Source organism: Sphingorhabdus sp. (assembly GCF_029865925.1).
Taxonomy (GTDB): domain Bacteria; phylum Pseudomonadota; class Alphaproteobacteria; order Sphingomonadales; family Sphingomonadaceae; genus Sphingorhabdus_B.
In genome coordinates, this window is sequence record NZ_JARXAI010000048.1 from 1 (window position 1) to 14,498 (window position 14,498).

General features: G+C 53.2%; 13 protein-coding genes and 1 pseudogene. 6 read left to right on the top strand and 8 right to left on the bottom strand.

The window, feature by feature from the left end:
- Positions 1-234 (bottom strand): saccharopine dehydrogenase NADP-binding domain-containing protein (locus QE270_RS04425; RefSeq protein ID WP_300035775.1); only part of this gene is annotated, 234 nt, incomplete at its 3' end.
- Positions 235-288: 54 nt separating this feature from the next.
- On the opposite strand from QE270_RS04425, the gene QE270_RS04430 reads away from it, so the two are divergent.
- Complete coding sequence (locus QE270_RS04430) at positions 289-1,275, top strand: pyridoxal-phosphate dependent enzyme (RefSeq protein ID WP_300035778.1); 987 nt, start codon at positions 289-291, stop codon at positions 1,273-1,275.
- Here QE270_RS04430 and hemA read toward each other — a convergent pair.
- Entirely contained in the window at positions 1,263-2,483 is a 1,221-nt protein-coding gene (hemA, locus tag QE270_RS04435; protein ID WP_300035781.1) for a 5-aminolevulinate synthase, read from the bottom strand. The genes QE270_RS04430 and hemA overlap by 13 nt on opposite strands.
- 130 nt (positions 2,484-2,613) lie before the next feature.
- Positions 2,614-3,417, bottom strand: a complete 804-nt coding sequence (murI, locus tag QE270_RS04440) for a glutamate racemase (protein WP_300035784.1) — start codon at positions 3,415-3,417, stop codon at positions 2,614-2,616.
- A gap of 121 nt (positions 3,418-3,538) precedes the next feature.
- On the opposite strand from murI, the gene plsY reads away from it, so the two are divergent.
- The 3 genes and pseudogenes from plsY to topA all read left to right on the top strand — a co-directional run bounded on the left by plsY (position 3,539) and on the right by topA (position 7,303).
- The gene (plsY, locus tag QE270_RS04445; protein ID WP_300035869.1) at positions 3,539-4,117 is read left to right on the top strand and encodes a glycerol-3-phosphate 1-O-acyltransferase PlsY; all 579 of its coding nucleotides are present in this window, start codon (positions 3,539-3,541) and stop codon (positions 4,115-4,117) included.
- Between the two features lie 144 nt (positions 4,118-4,261).
- Positions 4,262-4,653, top strand: a pseudogene (locus tag QE270_RS04450) (DNA-protecting protein DprA); the annotation flags it as partial.
- Between the two features lie 91 nt (positions 4,654-4,744).
- A complete protein-coding gene (topA, locus tag QE270_RS04455) occupies positions 4,745-7,303 on the top strand; it encodes a type I DNA topoisomerase (protein ID WP_300035787.1) in 2,559 nt (852 codons plus the stop codon).
- A gap of 89 nt (positions 7,304-7,392) precedes the next feature.
- Here the strand turns inward: topA and era are convergent, their stop codons facing one another.
- Genes era through lepB form a run of 3 tightly spaced genes read right to left on the bottom strand, consistent with a single transcriptional unit; the run spans position 7,393 to position 9,796 of the window.
- Complete coding sequence (gene era / locus QE270_RS04460; protein ID WP_300035790.1) at positions 7,393-8,286, bottom strand: GTPase Era; 894 nt, start codon at positions 8,284-8,286, stop codon at positions 7,393-7,395.
- Positions 8,283-8,951, bottom strand: coding sequence for a ribonuclease III (gene rnc, locus QE270_RS04465; RefSeq protein ID WP_300035793.1), 669 nt, complete (start codon positions 8,949-8,951; stop codon positions 8,283-8,285). The genes era and rnc overlap by 4 nt, the downstream gene beginning before the upstream one ends.
- Positions 8,948-9,796, bottom strand: a complete 849-nt coding sequence (gene lepB / locus QE270_RS04470; RefSeq protein WP_300035874.1) for a signal peptidase I — start codon at positions 9,794-9,796, stop codon at positions 8,948-8,950. Before lepB ends, rnc begins: the two co-directional genes overlap by 4 nt.
- A gap of 164 nt (positions 9,797-9,960) precedes the next feature.
- Here lepB and pgi point away from each other — a divergent pair, with 164 nt between their 5' ends.
- Both pgi and gorA read left to right on the top strand, forming a co-directional pair.
- Positions 9,961-11,463, top strand: coding sequence for a glucose-6-phosphate isomerase (gene pgi / locus QE270_RS04475; protein WP_300035796.1), 1,503 nt, complete (start codon positions 9,961-9,963; stop codon positions 11,461-11,463).
- 96 nt (positions 11,464-11,559) lie between these two features.
- Positions 11,560-12,906, top strand: coding sequence for a glutathione-disulfide reductase (gorA, locus tag QE270_RS04480; protein ID WP_300035799.1), 1,347 nt, complete (start codon positions 11,560-11,562; stop codon positions 12,904-12,906).
- Here gorA and QE270_RS04485 read toward each other — a convergent pair whose 3' ends face one another.
- Positions 12,907-13,536, bottom strand: a complete 630-nt coding sequence (locus QE270_RS04485; RefSeq protein ID WP_300035802.1) for a glutathione S-transferase — start codon at positions 13,534-13,536, stop codon at positions 12,907-12,909.
- Positions 13,529-14,470: a rhodanese-related sulfurtransferase gene (locus tag QE270_RS04490; protein ID WP_300035805.1), complete on the bottom strand. Its 942-nt coding sequence runs from the start codon at positions 14,468-14,470 to the stop codon at positions 13,529-13,531. The genes QE270_RS04485 and QE270_RS04490 overlap by 8 nt, the downstream gene beginning before the upstream one ends.
- Between the last annotated feature and the right edge of the window lie 28 nt (positions 14,471-14,498).

The following is a 14,498-nucleotide window of genomic DNA, read 5'->3' on the forward strand; positions in this document are numbered from 1 at the left end:
ACTTGGCTTGATTTGGTTCAGCAGCGCAGTTGTCGCGGGGACATCATCGGCATCAAGGCCATAGGTGTCGATATCAACGTCAGTGCGGTCCTTAACTGACGCTGCGATCGCGTCGCATTTCGATTTGGTGCGGCTTGCAAGGCTGATGTGGCTGAAGATATCCGGGTTCATAGCCATCTTGTGGACCGCAACCGACCCGACGCCGCCTGCGCCGATTACCAATATCTTGCTCATCTGCAGTTTCCTCTTATCAGAGATTCGTTCAGCGCACGCATATAGGGGCCTTTTATGACAGGACAAGAATTGGCTGCGGCCATCAAGACGCCAACGCATGAAGGTGTGCAGCGGGCTATGACCAAAATTGCCGGTATTCTGCCTAAAACACCGTTATTGCCGCTTGAGGTGGATGGCGTAACGCTTTGGTGCAAGGCCGAAATGCTACAACCCGTCGGCGCGTTTAAAATACGCGGCGCTTGGCATCGACTGTCCGACTTAAATAAAGAAGAACGCGCACGCGGCGTTGTTGGCGTGTCCAGCGGCAACCATGCCCAAGGCGTGGCGTGGGCTGCAAAGAAGCTTGGTATAGCTGCCACAATCATCATGCCCTCCAATGCGCCGCTTATGAAACTGGAGGCTACCAAAGCCTTGGGTGCCCAGGTTGTGCTGTACGACCGTGCAACCGAATCGCGTGATGAAGTTGCCGCCGGTTTGATCGCCCAAAATGGCGCGACATTGGTGCATGCCTTTGGTGATCCATGGGTAATCGAAGGGCAGGGCACTGCTGGCATTGAAATCGCAGAGCAGCTTGCAGCGCTTGGTTTGGGCGGTCCCGACATGATTGTCTCATGCTGCGGCGGGGGTGGTCTGGCCTCTGGTCTAGCGTTGGCCTGTCCCGACGCAGACATTGCGATCGTTGAGCCCGAAGGCTGGGACGACATCATAAGGTCGCTTGAGGCAGGCGAAATCCTACCCGTAAAAGACTTGACGCACGCAACCTATTGCGACGCACTGCAAACGCCGCAAACTTATCCTGTTAATTTTGAGATATTGCGCCGACGCGTGTCCAACGGAGTGTCCGTTACAACAGGCGAAGTCATCACAGCGATGCGTGTGGTGTTTGAAAAACTGCATCTTGTCGTTGAACCCGGTGGGGCAGTGGCGCTTGCCGCTGTGCTTGCAGGTAAAATTCAACCGAAGGGCAAAACCGCGATTACGCTGTCAGGCGGAAATGTCGATCTGAACGTATTTATGAAGCTACTTTCTCAAGCTGCCTGAGCGACAGGGATTTCCATCCGGCCCCAAATTTCGAGCAACGCCGCAGTCAAATCACGCATCATATCCTCATTATGCTGAGGTCCAGGTGTGAAGCGCAACCGCTCGGTGCCGCGCGGCACTGTTGGGTAATTAATTGGCTGCACATAGACGCCATATTCAGCGAGCAAAATGTCGCTGATCTTCTTGGCTTTGATAGGGTCACCAACCATCAACGGCACGATGTGGGTGTTGCTCATCATCACGGGCAGGCCGGCATCAAAAAACAGTTTTTTGAGCATCGCTGCGTTTGCCTGCTGCGCGTCGCGTTCTTCGCTTGAAGACTTTAAATGGCGCACTGCGGCCAACACACCGGCGACCAACACCGGCGACAATGACGTCGTGAAGATAAAACCAGGCGCATAAGAACGGATAACGTCGATGATATTCTGGTCAGCCGCGATATAGCCGCCCATAACTCCAAAAGCCTTACCCAGCGTACCTTCGATAATTGTTACGCGGTCAGCGACAGCATCCCGTTCGGAAATGCCACCGCCACGCGCGCCATACATGCCAACGGCGTGCACTTCGTCACAATAGGTCAGCGCATTATATTTGTCTGCAAGATCGCAAACCGCTCCGATAGGTGCTACATCTCCGTCCATCGAATAGACGCTTTCGAACGCAACTAGCTTTGGCACATCTGGATCGTCGGCCGCCAGCAATTCTTCGAGATGGGCGAGGTCGTTGTGCCGCCACACGCGCTTTTCACAGCCTGCATTTCGGATGCCAGCAATCATTGATGCATGATTGAGTTCATCTGAGTAGATTATGCAACCCGGCAGAACCTTGGCGAGCGTGGATAAGGTCGCGTCGTTCGAAACATAGCCAGATGTGAATAGCAAAGCTCCATCCTTGCCATGCAAATCGGCCAGCTCATGTTCCAGTTCGACGTGATAGTGGGTGTTGCCGCCGATGTTACGTGTGCCGCCAGATCCAGCACCAACGTCGTGGAGCGCGTTTTCCATCGCGCTAATGACATCCGGATGTTGCCCCATGCAAAGATAATCGTTCGAGCACCACACGGTTATGTCTTTGGGTCCGTTATGTCCGGCAAAGCACCGCGCGTTAGGGTAATTACCCTTGTTCCGCAGAATGTCGATAAAAACGCGATAGCGGCCTTCGGAATGAAGCCGGTCAATCGCTTTTTCAAAAAATGCTTTGTAATTCACGGATACTGACCCCGTCGGTTGGACCGCACACGCGGCTTGCTCTTGCCCATTAATCGCGGAAAATGCAAAAATCTAGCGCGAACGACTTGCAACAAGCGTCATTCGAGTTTCTTTATTGTAATAGTTGCGTTCAGAGTGATGAGATTCGTGTCAAACCAAAGCCAGACAATGCCGGAAGCAACGTGTTTAGCGCAGCAGCTGGACCAGTTGTTACGAAAGTTCCTTCCTCGGGATCAACCGGCCAAGTGTGGTCCATTGTCAGATGGTTAATGCGCCGTGCGATGCCTGCTGCGCCGTCAACAAATGTCACATGCGGCGCGGCAGCGCGTAACTCATCCTCTACCAGAGGGAAATGCGTGCAACCAAGCACAACGACATCAAGTCGTGCCCCATCTGGCTGCTCCATCAGCCCAGCCATGGCCCGCACATAAACTGCTGGATCAACTTGTTCCCCGCGCATTTTTACTTCGGCTGCGCTTACAAGTTCTGGCGCAGCGTGCCGGAGCAACTTCATGTTAGGTGCATGGTCTTTATGGAGTTTGTCGACGTAAGTTTGGCGGACTGTCGCATCGGTGCCCAATAGCCCAATAACACCGCTTTGCGTTGCTTCGGCCGCTGGTTTAATGGCCGGAACAGTACCCACCACCGGCACGTCTAACGCCGCCCGCACATGGACCAGTGCGATTGTGCACGCGGTGTTGCAGGCAATCGTAACTAGACGTGGCCGGTAACGTTCAACCAAGCGGCCGAGCAAAGCAGGGACCCGCGCCGAAATCTCTGCCTCGGTTTTGGTTCCATAAGGCAGCCCTGCATAATCGGCTGCAAAAACAATTGGAGCGTTGGGCAAAGCGGCTTGGACGGCTTTCAGGACCGAAAGCCCGCCAATGCCGGAATCAAAAAACAAAATCGGGGCCCTGCTTGGAACAATCGACATGCGGTATCGATAAACGGTAGCGGCTGTGCTGGCAAGCCGACAGCCTTGAGCATGCGGAACAAAACAGCTACGTAATACAGATATTTAGAGGATTCGTGTGGTGAGTGATCTTTGGTTCAACATGGTTGCCGGTCTTGTGCTTGGATATGCGCTTGGCGCCATCCCTTTCGGTTTGCTCCTGACTCGCTTGTCCGGTGGTGGCGACATCCGAACAATCGGTTCAGGGAACATCGGCGCCACCAACGTCTTGCGCACAGGACGCAAGGGTATGGCTGCACTCACATTGATTCTGGATATGCTCAAAGGATTTTGTGCGGTGTGGTTAACCACCTATTATCTCCCTGGGGGAGAGATACTCGCAGCTGCAGGCGCGATTTTCGGCCATCTGTACCCTGTGTGGCTTGGGTTCAAGGGTGGCAAAGGCTCTGCCACTTATGGCGGCATCTTGTTTGGCCTGTTTTTGCCGGGTGGGCTCATTTACGCGTCGGTGTGGGTTGGTGCTCTTGCGTTTTCACGTATTTCATCGGTGGCCGGTCTGGCAGCGGCACTCTGCGCACCTATTGCCGCTGCAATCCTCGGTCATTATGATTTGGTTGCGATGCTTACCGCGTGCACGCTGATAGTTTTTTGGAAGCACCGCAGTAACATTGGGCGCTTGATTGATGGAACAGAGCCCCGCATCGGCGCAAGCAAAAGCTGACTGCGGTGACTTTTGGCAGCCAGGTCCATTTTGATCAGCTCCGCTTGTAAAGTCACCCAATATTGGGCCTGTTAGTTATAGCCAGCTCATGTCGCGCTTCGGCAGTGCAAAGGCCGCTCTTGAGGCGTTACCTGACCTTGTGCGGCGCGGCTTGCAGCGGAGGCCGGGCGTGAGGTCATGGCTGTTCCAGGATCACCACTTGATCCGCGATTCCGCGGCTGCAACCAGCTTATCCGGAATGGTGCAACTCTTGCGCAAAATGCATCTGAGATTGTAGAGATGATCCGTCCGATCGACAGTCGTATGCTTGGGCAGGCTGCATCCCACGCCAATCTAGCTCCAAAGATATCCGACGACGGTAGCAACGCCGAACGCAGCGCAGTTATCGACCTGATGGGCAGACCTATGTTTCGGTCGATGAATTGGTGCGGCAATCCGGAAGCAGTCCAGCAACTATCCAGATGGTATTACTGGAATTTGAGTTGGCCGGAAAATTGGAGCGCGGGGCAGGCGGCAAGGTTCGTTTTACAGCATGAAATAAAATCGCATTTTTCATCTTGACGGGGGGCGCCTTACCCCATCAGCCTGTACGCGTACGCGAGAGATTTTAGAAAAGCACAAAATATCATGCAATTAGTCATTGTTGAATCACCTGCAAAAGCCAAGACGATCGAGAAATATTTGGGCCCCGGCTTCAAAGTGCTGGCCTCTTACGGCCATATCCGTGACCTGCCGCCCAAGGATGGATCGGTCGACCCTGACAATGGGTTTGAAATGCTCTGGGACAACTATACCGACAAGGCCAAGCAGCTCAAGGCAATCACGGACGAGGCCAAGAAGGCAGATAGCTTAATCCTTGCGACCGACCCCGATCGCGAAGGTGAGGCAATCAGCTGGCATGTGCAGGAAGTGCTCGCGAAGAAAAAAGTGCTGCCGGCAAAGGTTGGCCGCGTAACCTTTAACGCCATTACCAAACAAGCCGTGACCGATGCTATGAAGCACCCACGCGCACTTGATGTGGACCTCATCGATGCCTATCGCGCCCGCCGCGCACTCGATTATCTGGTCGGTTTTACTCTTTCGCCTGTCTTGTGGCGCAAATTGCCCGGCGCGAAATCTGCCGGGCGTGTGCAGTCGGTCGCGTTGCGCCTAATCGTTGAACGCGAACGCGAAATCGAGGCGTTCCGTGCGCAGGAATATTGGTCCGTCAAAGCTGGCATGGAGCATAAGGGCCAAAAATTTGATGCCCGTTTGATCCAGTATCTTGGCAAGAAGCTCGACAAGATGGATTTGAAAACTGAGGGGGACGCAGAGCAAGCCCGCCTTGCAGTGGAAGCGGGCAAATTTACCGTCGAGACCGTTGAGACCAAACCTGTCACCCTCAATCCACAACCGCCCTTCACGACGTCCACTTTGCAGCAAGAAGCCGCGCGTAAGCTTGGTTTTTCCGCAAGCCATACGATGCGTATCGCGCAAGGCCTATATGAAGACGGCGCGATTACCTACATGCGGACCGATGGCGTCCAGATGGACCACAGCGCTATTTCCGCCGCGCGTAAATCCATCTCCGACCGCTTTGACAGTGGATATTTGCCTGAGAAACCTCGCGTTTATCAAACGAAGGCGAAGAATGCGCAGGAAGCGCATGAGGCAATACGTCCAACTGATTTCAATAAAGACAAAGCAGGTTCAGGGGATCATGGTCGCCTGTATGACCTGATTTTTAAACGTGCAATGGCAAGCCAAATGGCCTCGGCGCGGATGGAACGCACCACAATCGATTTTCTTGATGGCACCGGGCAAACAGGGTTACGCGTAACCGGACAAGTCATGAAATTCCCTGGTTTCCTTGCCGTGTATGAAGAAGGCCGCGACGATAGTGACAGCGAAGACAGCGCCATCTTGCCAGCCATGGCCGTTGGCGACGCGCCTGCGAAGCACGCTGCGGAAAAGATCCAGCACTTTACGCAGCCGCCACCGCGTTTCTCTGAAGCGACGCTGGTGAAGCGTCTTGAAGAGTTGGGGATCGGCCGCCCATCGACATACGCGTCAACTATTCAGGTTCTAAAAGACCGCACATATGTACGTGTGGAAAAAAATCGTTTTTTTGCAGAGGAATCTGGGCGATTGCTTACAGCATTTCTTGAACGGTTTTTTGAACGTTATGTCGCTTATGATTACACCGCTGGGCTAGAGGATCAGTTGGATGAAATTAGTGGTGGCCGTGCCAATTGGCAGTCATTTCTTGAGGCTTTTTGGCGTGATTTTAAACCGAAGACGGCTGAGGTCATGGAGCAGAAACCGTCAGAGGTTACAGCCGAACTTGATATATTCTTATCACCATATCTCTTTCCCAAACGCGAAGACGGAACTGATCCCAGACTTTGCCCCAAATGTGGGGAGGGCAGGCTTGCCTTGCGCGGCGGAAAATTTGGAGCGTTTGTTGCGTGCTCCAATTACCCCGACTGCAAATATACCCGAAAATTTGCACAGCCCGGGGGCGAAAATGGTGAAGATACCGGCCCCGAGATTCTAGGTCAGCATCCTGAAACCCAATTGGAAGTCACTCGAAAATCTGGGCGCTTTGGCCCTTATTTTGAAACGGGCGAGGGCACTGATGTAAAGCGAGCCTCAATACCGAAAGATATCCCGGCAGAAGATATTGGGTTAGAATGGGCTGTGAAGCTGCTGTCATTGCCCCGCACCATCGGGACACACCCAGAAAGCGGTGAACCAGTGATGGCAAGCATTGGTCGTTATGGGCCTTACCTTGCACATAATGGTAAATATGCCCGTTTGCAGTCAACCACCGAGGTGTTCGAAACCGGAATGAACAGCGCGGTTGTGAAGTTGGCCGAAGCTTTGGCTAACCCAGGCCGTGGGCGGGGTGCCGCACGCGCACCGTTGAAAGAATTAGGCAAGCATCCGCGCACTGAAGCTGAAATCAAGCTCATGGAGGGCCGCTTTGGTCCTTATGTGACCGACGGCACCACCAATGCGACATTGCCCAAGTCGATTTCGCCTGATGCGCTTACACTTGAAGAAGCCGCGCAGCTAATCGATGCACGTGCAGCTATGCCGCCAAAGGGCAAGGTGAAGAAAAAGGCTGCGCCGAAAAAGAAAGCTGCGCCAAAGAAAGCAGCGGCAAAGCCAAAGTCTGCCCCTAAAACAAAGAAAGCGGAGTAACTAGCCCTACTTCAGACAACCGGAACGTCCTTTGCGAAGTAAGATGCTGAAGCGCGTTCAGCGGACCTGTTGGCGCGTCAGGGCTTCTGTTACTCCACCCACTCAAGCCCAATATCGCGATATAGGCTGCGGTCTTCGTCCCATTTGGCATGCACTTTTACATGCAAATAAAGATGAACTTTAATACCCATTAGCTTTGCCAGCTCAAGGCGTGCTGCCTCGCCAATCGCCTTAATGCGCGTGCCACCTTTGCCCAATACAATCGCACGCTGGGTCGGCCGGGCAACGAGTATCTGCTGGTGAATTTCCAGCGACCCGTCTTCACGCTCGCTATACTTTTCGGTCTCAACCGCACTTGCATATGGCAGTTCTTCGTGCAGTTGCAGATAGAGCTGTTCCCGCGTGATTTCGGAGGCGATCAACCGGTCTGTGGCATCTGACACTTGATCCTCAGGGAAATGCCATTCTCCCTCAGGCATATTGTCGGCAAGCGCGGTTTTGAATTCTTCAAGGCCGTCACCGGTTGCCGCGCTGATATAATAGATCTGCTCAAACGCGCATTTTTCGGTCAATTTCGTCGTGAGCGCGAGCAGCTTATCCTTGGCTGCAATATCGACCTTGTTCAAAACAAGCCATTTACGTTCAGGCCGGTTTTTTAGACCATCGAGAATTTTTTCCACCTTTGGTCCAGCACCAGCCCGGCCATCGACGATCAATGCGATCATGTCGGCGTCGCCCGCGCCATCCCATGCCGCCGCGACCATGGCGCGATCAAACCTACGCTGTGCCGCAAAAATTCCCGGTGTATCGACTAAAATGATCTGCGTTTCGCCAGCCAGCGCCACGCCCAACATACGCGTACGGGTAGTTTGTGCCTTTGGACTGACGATAGCTACCTTTTGCCCGACGAGAGCGTTGACCAAGGTCGACTTTCCGGCATTTGGCGCGCCGATAATAGCAACATGTCCGCACTTCTTGGTCATGCGTTGGTCTCCAAAAAGGCCAGTGCTGCGGCGGTTTCGGCGGCCTGTTTGCTGTTCGCGCTCGCAGTGACGGGGGTAAAACCCTTCACGGTAACGGTGATTTCAAATATCATAGCGTGGGGAGGGCCTTCTTTTTTTGTGACAACATATTCTGGAACCTTGCGTCCATGGGCGGCGCACCATTCCTGTAATTCGGATTTAGGGTGCTTGGGAGCGCCATTTGCGGTTTCAAGAAGTGGCGCCCAGAACTGTTCTATAAGCTTGCGCGCAGCATTTAGGCCATGGTCAATATATAGCGCACCAATAATTGCTTCCATGACGTCACCCAACACATTCTCACTTTGTTGAGCACCATCGTCACGGGCCTGCTTCCCAAGCCGCAAATAAGCCGCAAGGCCAATTTTTCGAGCAATTTCGGCGCATGTTGCGCCGGATACAAGGGCGTTTAAACGATGCGACAAGCGCCCTTCTGCTTCGTCGCTGTACCGGTGATACAGCATGTCAGCTATGACGAGGCCCAATATTCGATCGCCCAAAAATTCGAGGCGCTGATAATCCGGTTGCCCAGTGCTTCCATGGGTTAATGCGCGGCTATACAGATCCCAATCCGATGGCTGCTCAGGAAGCAGTTCCGCCAGCCAGATCTCCTGATCGCTGCCAATCAAAATCCACGTCCAATGCGTTCGGGCCGCATTGCAGTGAACCAAGTCCACGGCAGCAACCAATGCGACGACCCATCGGTCGAGAAAACAGATACAAGCGCCCGGCCGATTAAATTTTTCTGCGGTACAATGCCAATGGCGCCGGGCTTGTCTATGGGCGTCCACCGACTGTCTGCACTGCGGTCACGATTGTCACCCATCAGGAATAGATCATCCTCCCCGACAACAAAGGCCTTGGTATTGTCACCCTCAAGGCCGTTTTGCAGGTCCAATATTTCATAGCTTTTGCCCTCGGGCAATGTCTCGCGATATCGTGGATAACGACATTGTGAACCACCGTCGGCGCTGGGTTCCTCCATATCGGGCCGCCAGCAAGGGAAAGGATTACGGTCAAGCTCAGCTGTGTCCCGCATATTTTGGGTAACAGGGATAACAAGGTCGGCAATGCGCTCCTTTTTTACCGCTACTCCATTGATTTCCAATATGCCGCCGCGCATTTGAATGACGTCACCGGGAAGACCAATGACGCGCTTAATATAGTCGGTGCCGTTCGACATAGGCGCTTTGAAAACAACGACATCACCACGCGTTGGTTGGCTGGCAAAAATACGGCCTGGAATGATTGGTAACGATAGCGGCAGGCTATATTTTGAATAGCCATAAGGCCATTTTGCTACCAGCAGATAATCCCCAATCAATAAGCGTGGTTGCATCGATTCAGACGGAATGTTGAATGGCGAAACGATGAAACTGCGCAACACGAACACGAACAAAGCGAGCTTTAAAAGGAAGCTTCCATATTCGCGCCATTCGGACGCTTGTGTTGGCGCAGCCCGTGTTTCGGACACTGCCGCAGCTACATCGTCCGGCTTTTCGGTGGTTGAAGTCACAAATTCTCGCAAAAAAAAGGTCGGCTAGCGACAGATTGACTGGTCTTTTACAGCGTAGGCGCGTTATTTGCCAGTGCCGAGATTCACTGTCGGCCGCGATGCCATAATTTAAGGGACAAAAAATGACTGACACCCCCTGGACACGACTGGAAAAGCATCAGCCACAATCGCTTATCGATCTCTTCAAGTCGGACAAGGATCGCGTCGAGAAAATGACTATCCAGTTGTCAGGCTTAAGGTTCGATTTGTCGAAGACGCATCTCGACAGCATCGTGCTTGGTCAATTTGAAAAGCTTGCGGCGGACATGGAGCTTGACGGCTTAAAAGCAGCTTTGTTCTCTGGTTTCGCCATCAACGTTACAGAAGGCCGCGCAGCCGAGCATCCTGCAGAACGCGGTAATGGTGATGCGAATTCTGTTGCGCATGCACGTGCCCTTCAGGACAGAATGCGCGGGTTAGTAGAGGCAATTGATGCTGGCTTTATGGGAGATATTCAGCACATATTGCATATCGGCATTGGCGGATCAGCGCTTGGTCCAAAGTTACTCGTCGATGCGCTTGTGCGCGACGGCGCGCGGTATGATGTCAAGGTTGTGTCAAATGTTGATGGTGCAGCGCTCACCAAAGCGGTGAAAAACATGGATCCGCATAAGACCATTGTTGCTGTTGCATCCAAAACCTTCACCACGACCGAAACTTTGCTCAATGCCACAAGCGCCATGGAGTGGATGCGTGAGGGTGGTGTTGCGGACCCATATGCGCAGTTCGTGGCGCTTACCGCTTATCCAGATAAAGCTATTGAGTGGGGCATCGACGAAAGCCGCATATTGCCTTTTAACGAAGCCGTTGGCGGACGGTATTCCTTATGGTGCTCGATTGGCTTTCCAGTTGCACTTGGCCTTGGCTGGTCGGTGTATGCCGAATTGCTAGAGGGCGCGGACGCGATGGATCGGCATTTCCGCGATGCCCCTGTATTGGAAAACGCGCCAACAATGGCTGCATTTGCTGATCTTTATTATGCCCAGACTAAGTCGTGCCAGACGCGGGCAGTGTTTGCTTATGATGAGCGCTTGCGCTTGTTGCCCGACTATCTGCAGCAGCTTGAAATGGAATCGAACGGTAAATCAGTTACCGCCGATGGCGTTCCGCTGGGCCGGAACAGCGCGCCAGTCACTTGGGGTGGCGTGGGCACCGATGCGCAACACGCCGTGTTCCAACTTCTGCATCAAGGAACGCACCTTATTCCCGTTGAATTCATCGCCAGCAAAACGCCAGGGCATGATTTTGACACCGCCCATCATGAGACTTTGTTGGTCAACTGCTTTGCCCAAGGCGCGGCATTGATGGCAGGGCAGCAATCCGATGATTTGGCGCGCAATTATGTTGGCAATCGGCCTTCAACAACGATCTTGCTGGATGACGTCACACCGTCAACAGTCGGCGCATTGATTGCCTTTTACGAGCATCGTACGTTCGTCAACGCAGCTTTGTTGGGTATAAACCCCTTTGACCAATTCGGCGTTGAACTCGGTAAGCAAATTGCCAAAAGCATCACGGACAACGGACCAAGCGGCTTTGATCCGTCCACTACAGCGCTGATCGAGGCGGCGCTTGAGGAGATCTAAGCAACGCGCGTTTGTTCGATAAGACAGCGCGAGAATTCTCGTTGGTAAAAGCATGCATGTTTGACCATATCGCGGACACCTAAGAAAGAAATATACATGGCTCAGTTTGATTACGACCTTTTCGTCATTGGCGCGGGCTCCGGCGGCGTCCGCGCTTCTCGGATCGCCGCATCGCACGGCGCGCGTGTTGCTGTAGCCGAAGAGCACCGCGTAGGAGGCACATGCGTAATCCGAGGCTGCGTACCCAAAAAGCTGTTGGTATATGGTTCCCACTTTGCTGAAGATTTGAAGGACGCGCAGCGTTTTGGCTGGACTACAGAAGGAGCGACTTTCGATTGGAACATATTGCGTGACAATGTGGCTGCTGAGGTAAACCGATTGGAGGGCCTTTATGGCCAGACGTTGGGTAGCAATAAGGTTGAGATATTCCACGAGAGAGCTGTTTTGACGGGTACAAACAGCCTTCAGCTTTCCAGCGGGCGCACCATTTCGGCAGCAAATATTCTGATTGCGACCGGTGCGTGGCCTTCTGTTCCGGATATTCCTGGCGCCGGCCATGGTATCACCTCGAACGAAGTATTTAGCCTACCGGAATTACCCAAGCGCGCAGTGATTGCTGGTGGCGGGTACATTGCCAATGAATTTGCAGGTATTTTTAATGAACTGGGCGTCAAAGTTAATCTTGTAACGCATGGTGACCGCGTATTGCGCAGCTATGATGATGAAATTGTCGACAAGCTTGTTCAGATTAGTCGGCATAAGGGTATAGTTATTCGTTTCAACTTTCGTTTCAAATCCATTATCAAGCAGGATGACGGCAGCTTGTTGATTGAAAACACCGATGGAAGCACGATTGAGACCGATCTGTTGTTATGGGCCATCGGACGCACACCACACACTATCGGACTTGGGCTTGAGGACATTGGCGTTCAGTTGGGGAAGGACGGCGCCGTGATGGTCGGCGAGGACAACCGGAGCAATGTGCCGAGCATTTATGCCGTTGGCGATGTTACCAACCGTGTGCAGCTAACGCCAATTGCCATTCGTGAAGGCCACGCCTTTGCCGACAGTGTATTTGGAAACAACCCGCGTACGGTGAATTATGAATGCATTCCCACCGCCGTATTCAGCAACCCGCCCATTGCTAGTGTTGGTCTGACCGAGGCAGAGGCACGCGCGCAACATGCTGACGTCAAGGTGTATAAAAGCGATTTTCGGGCAATGAAAAATGTTCTTGCCGACCGGAACGAACGGGCATTGTACAAAATGGTGGTAGCTGGCCCCGAGGAACGCGTGGTTGGTCTTCACCTCATTGGCCCTGACAGCGGCGAAATTCTTCAAGCCGCTGCGATTGCGGTTAAGGCAAAACTGACCAAGCAGGATTTCGACGACACGGTGGCATTGCACCCCAGCATGTCTGAAGAATTGGTGCTGATGAAATAGTCAGGGGAAGAAGATGGGCGCGTCGCCCGCTTTCCATGGTTGATAGCGCGTCATAACGTGAGTGAACAGATCGCTGCTCACAAGTGAGGAAAGCCAGTTTTGCACAGCGGGTAGGGGCTGTGCCGTAAACCAGCCTGCGTCGGTAGCAGCGAATTGACGGACGAACGGAAATATGGCGATGTCAGTAAATCCACATTTTGACCCTGCTAAGTAAGGCGCAGCTAACAACCTATTTTCGAGCATCTCCAGATGCGCACCTGCTGCATTGCGATGCACTATGCCATCGGCAAGCCCGTAACGGTGGGGATATTTATACCGGTCGAGGGCTTGCTTAAAAGGGCCGTCATTAACCGTGATCAAGTCAGATGCCTCGTGACCTAGCCAGCACTCAGGATCGCTCTGAACGAGCGCCCAGCGCATGATGTCGATGCTTTCTTCAACGACTTGGCCGTCGGGAAGTACGAGCACGGGAACGGTTCCCTTGGGTGAGGCCTCCAGCATTTCGTTTGGCTTGTCGCGTAACACGATCTCGCGCAGCTCGACTGTCACGCCGCTAACTGCGACAGCCATGCGGGCGCGCATGGCGTAGGGGCACCGACGGAAGCTGTAGAGGATTGGAAGGTCAGTCATCCGCTCGCGGGATGACGCCGATATGTTGCTTGCCGCGTTTCTTGGCCAGAGCAATCTGTCTTTGCCGTTCTGCAAAGCGTGCGCGGTCCTCTTCAGTACGTTCGGCAACGCACGCCGGGCACGACACGCCCTCCTCAAAATGTCCTGATAGCTTGTCGTTTTGCGATATTGGCCGGCGACATGCGTGGCATAGCTCCATTTCGCCGAGCTCTAGCCCATGCGTGACGGAGACACGCTCGTCGAATACGAAGCACTCGCCTTGCCATTTACTCTCCGCCTCGGGGATATTTTCGAGGTAGCGCAGTATGCCGCCCTCAAGGTGATAGACTTCATCTATGCCCTCGGCCTTAAGGAAAGCTGTCGATTTTTCGCACCGGATGCCTCCAGTACAGAACATGGCAAACTTTGTTTTGCCTGCTGCAAGCTCTTCGCGATGTGCGCGAAACCATTCGGGGAATTCACTAAATGATTTGGTGCGCGGGTCAATTGCGCCTTCAAACGTCCCAATCGCAACTTCATAATCATTACGCGTATCAATCAACACGGTATCTGGATCAGAGATTAAGGCATTCCAATCGTCAGCTTGCACATAAGTGCCCACCTCACGTTTGGGATCAATGCCATCGACGCCCAGCGTTACGATTTCTTTCTTGAGACGGACCTTCATGCGGTAGAAGGGCATTTCCTTGGCGTGCGAATATTTTACATCAAGTTCGGTACAGCCGGGAATTGACCGCAAAAATGCAATAAGGGCATCGATAGCATCGGGGTCGCCTGCGACTGTCCCGTTAATACCCTCCCGCGCGAGCAATATCGTGCCCGTGATGCCTCCCGCGATACATTTTTCATGAATGCGTGTCTGCAATTCTTCAGGCGCTTCAAACGCTACGAAGCGATATAAAGCCGCGACTTTAATGGGATGCATAAATTCCATGATGTGGCCCTATAACGTGCTTTTGGAA

What these genes read in the sequence shown, in the direction of transcription:
- QE270_RS04430 (WP_300035778.1), top strand. Translation starts at nt 289, where the DNA reads ATGACAGGACAAGAATTGGCTGCGGCCATCAAGACGCCAACGCATGAA.
- murI (WP_300035784.1), bottom strand. Translation starts at nt 3,417, where the DNA reads ATGTCGATTGTTCCAAGCAGGGCCCCGATTTTGTTTTTTGATTCCGGC.
- plsY (WP_300035869.1), top strand. Translation starts at nt 3,539, where the DNA reads ATGGTTGCCGGTCTTGTGCTTGGATATGCGCTTGGCGCCATCCCTTTC.
- topA (WP_300035787.1), top strand. Translation starts at nt 4,745, where the DNA reads ATGCAATTAGTCATTGTTGAATCACCTGCAAAAGCCAAGACGATCGAG.
- era (WP_300035790.1), bottom strand. Translation starts at nt 8,286, where the DNA reads ATGACCAAGAAGTGCGGACATGTTGCTATTATCGGCGCGCCAAATGCC.
- pgi (WP_300035796.1), top strand. Translation starts at nt 9,961, where the DNA reads ATGACTGACACCCCCTGGACACGACTGGAAAAGCATCAGCCACAATCG.
- gorA (WP_300035799.1), top strand. Translation starts at nt 11,560, where the DNA reads ATGGCTCAGTTTGATTACGACCTTTTCGTCATTGGCGCGGGCTCCGGC.
- QE270_RS04485 (WP_300035802.1), bottom strand. Translation starts at nt 13,536, where the DNA reads ATGACTGACCTTCCAATCCTCTACAGCTTCCGTCGGTGCCCCTACGCC.
- QE270_RS04490 (WP_300035805.1), bottom strand. Translation starts at nt 14,470, where the DNA reads ATGGAATTTATGCATCCCATTAAAGTCGCGGCTTTATATCGCTTCGTA.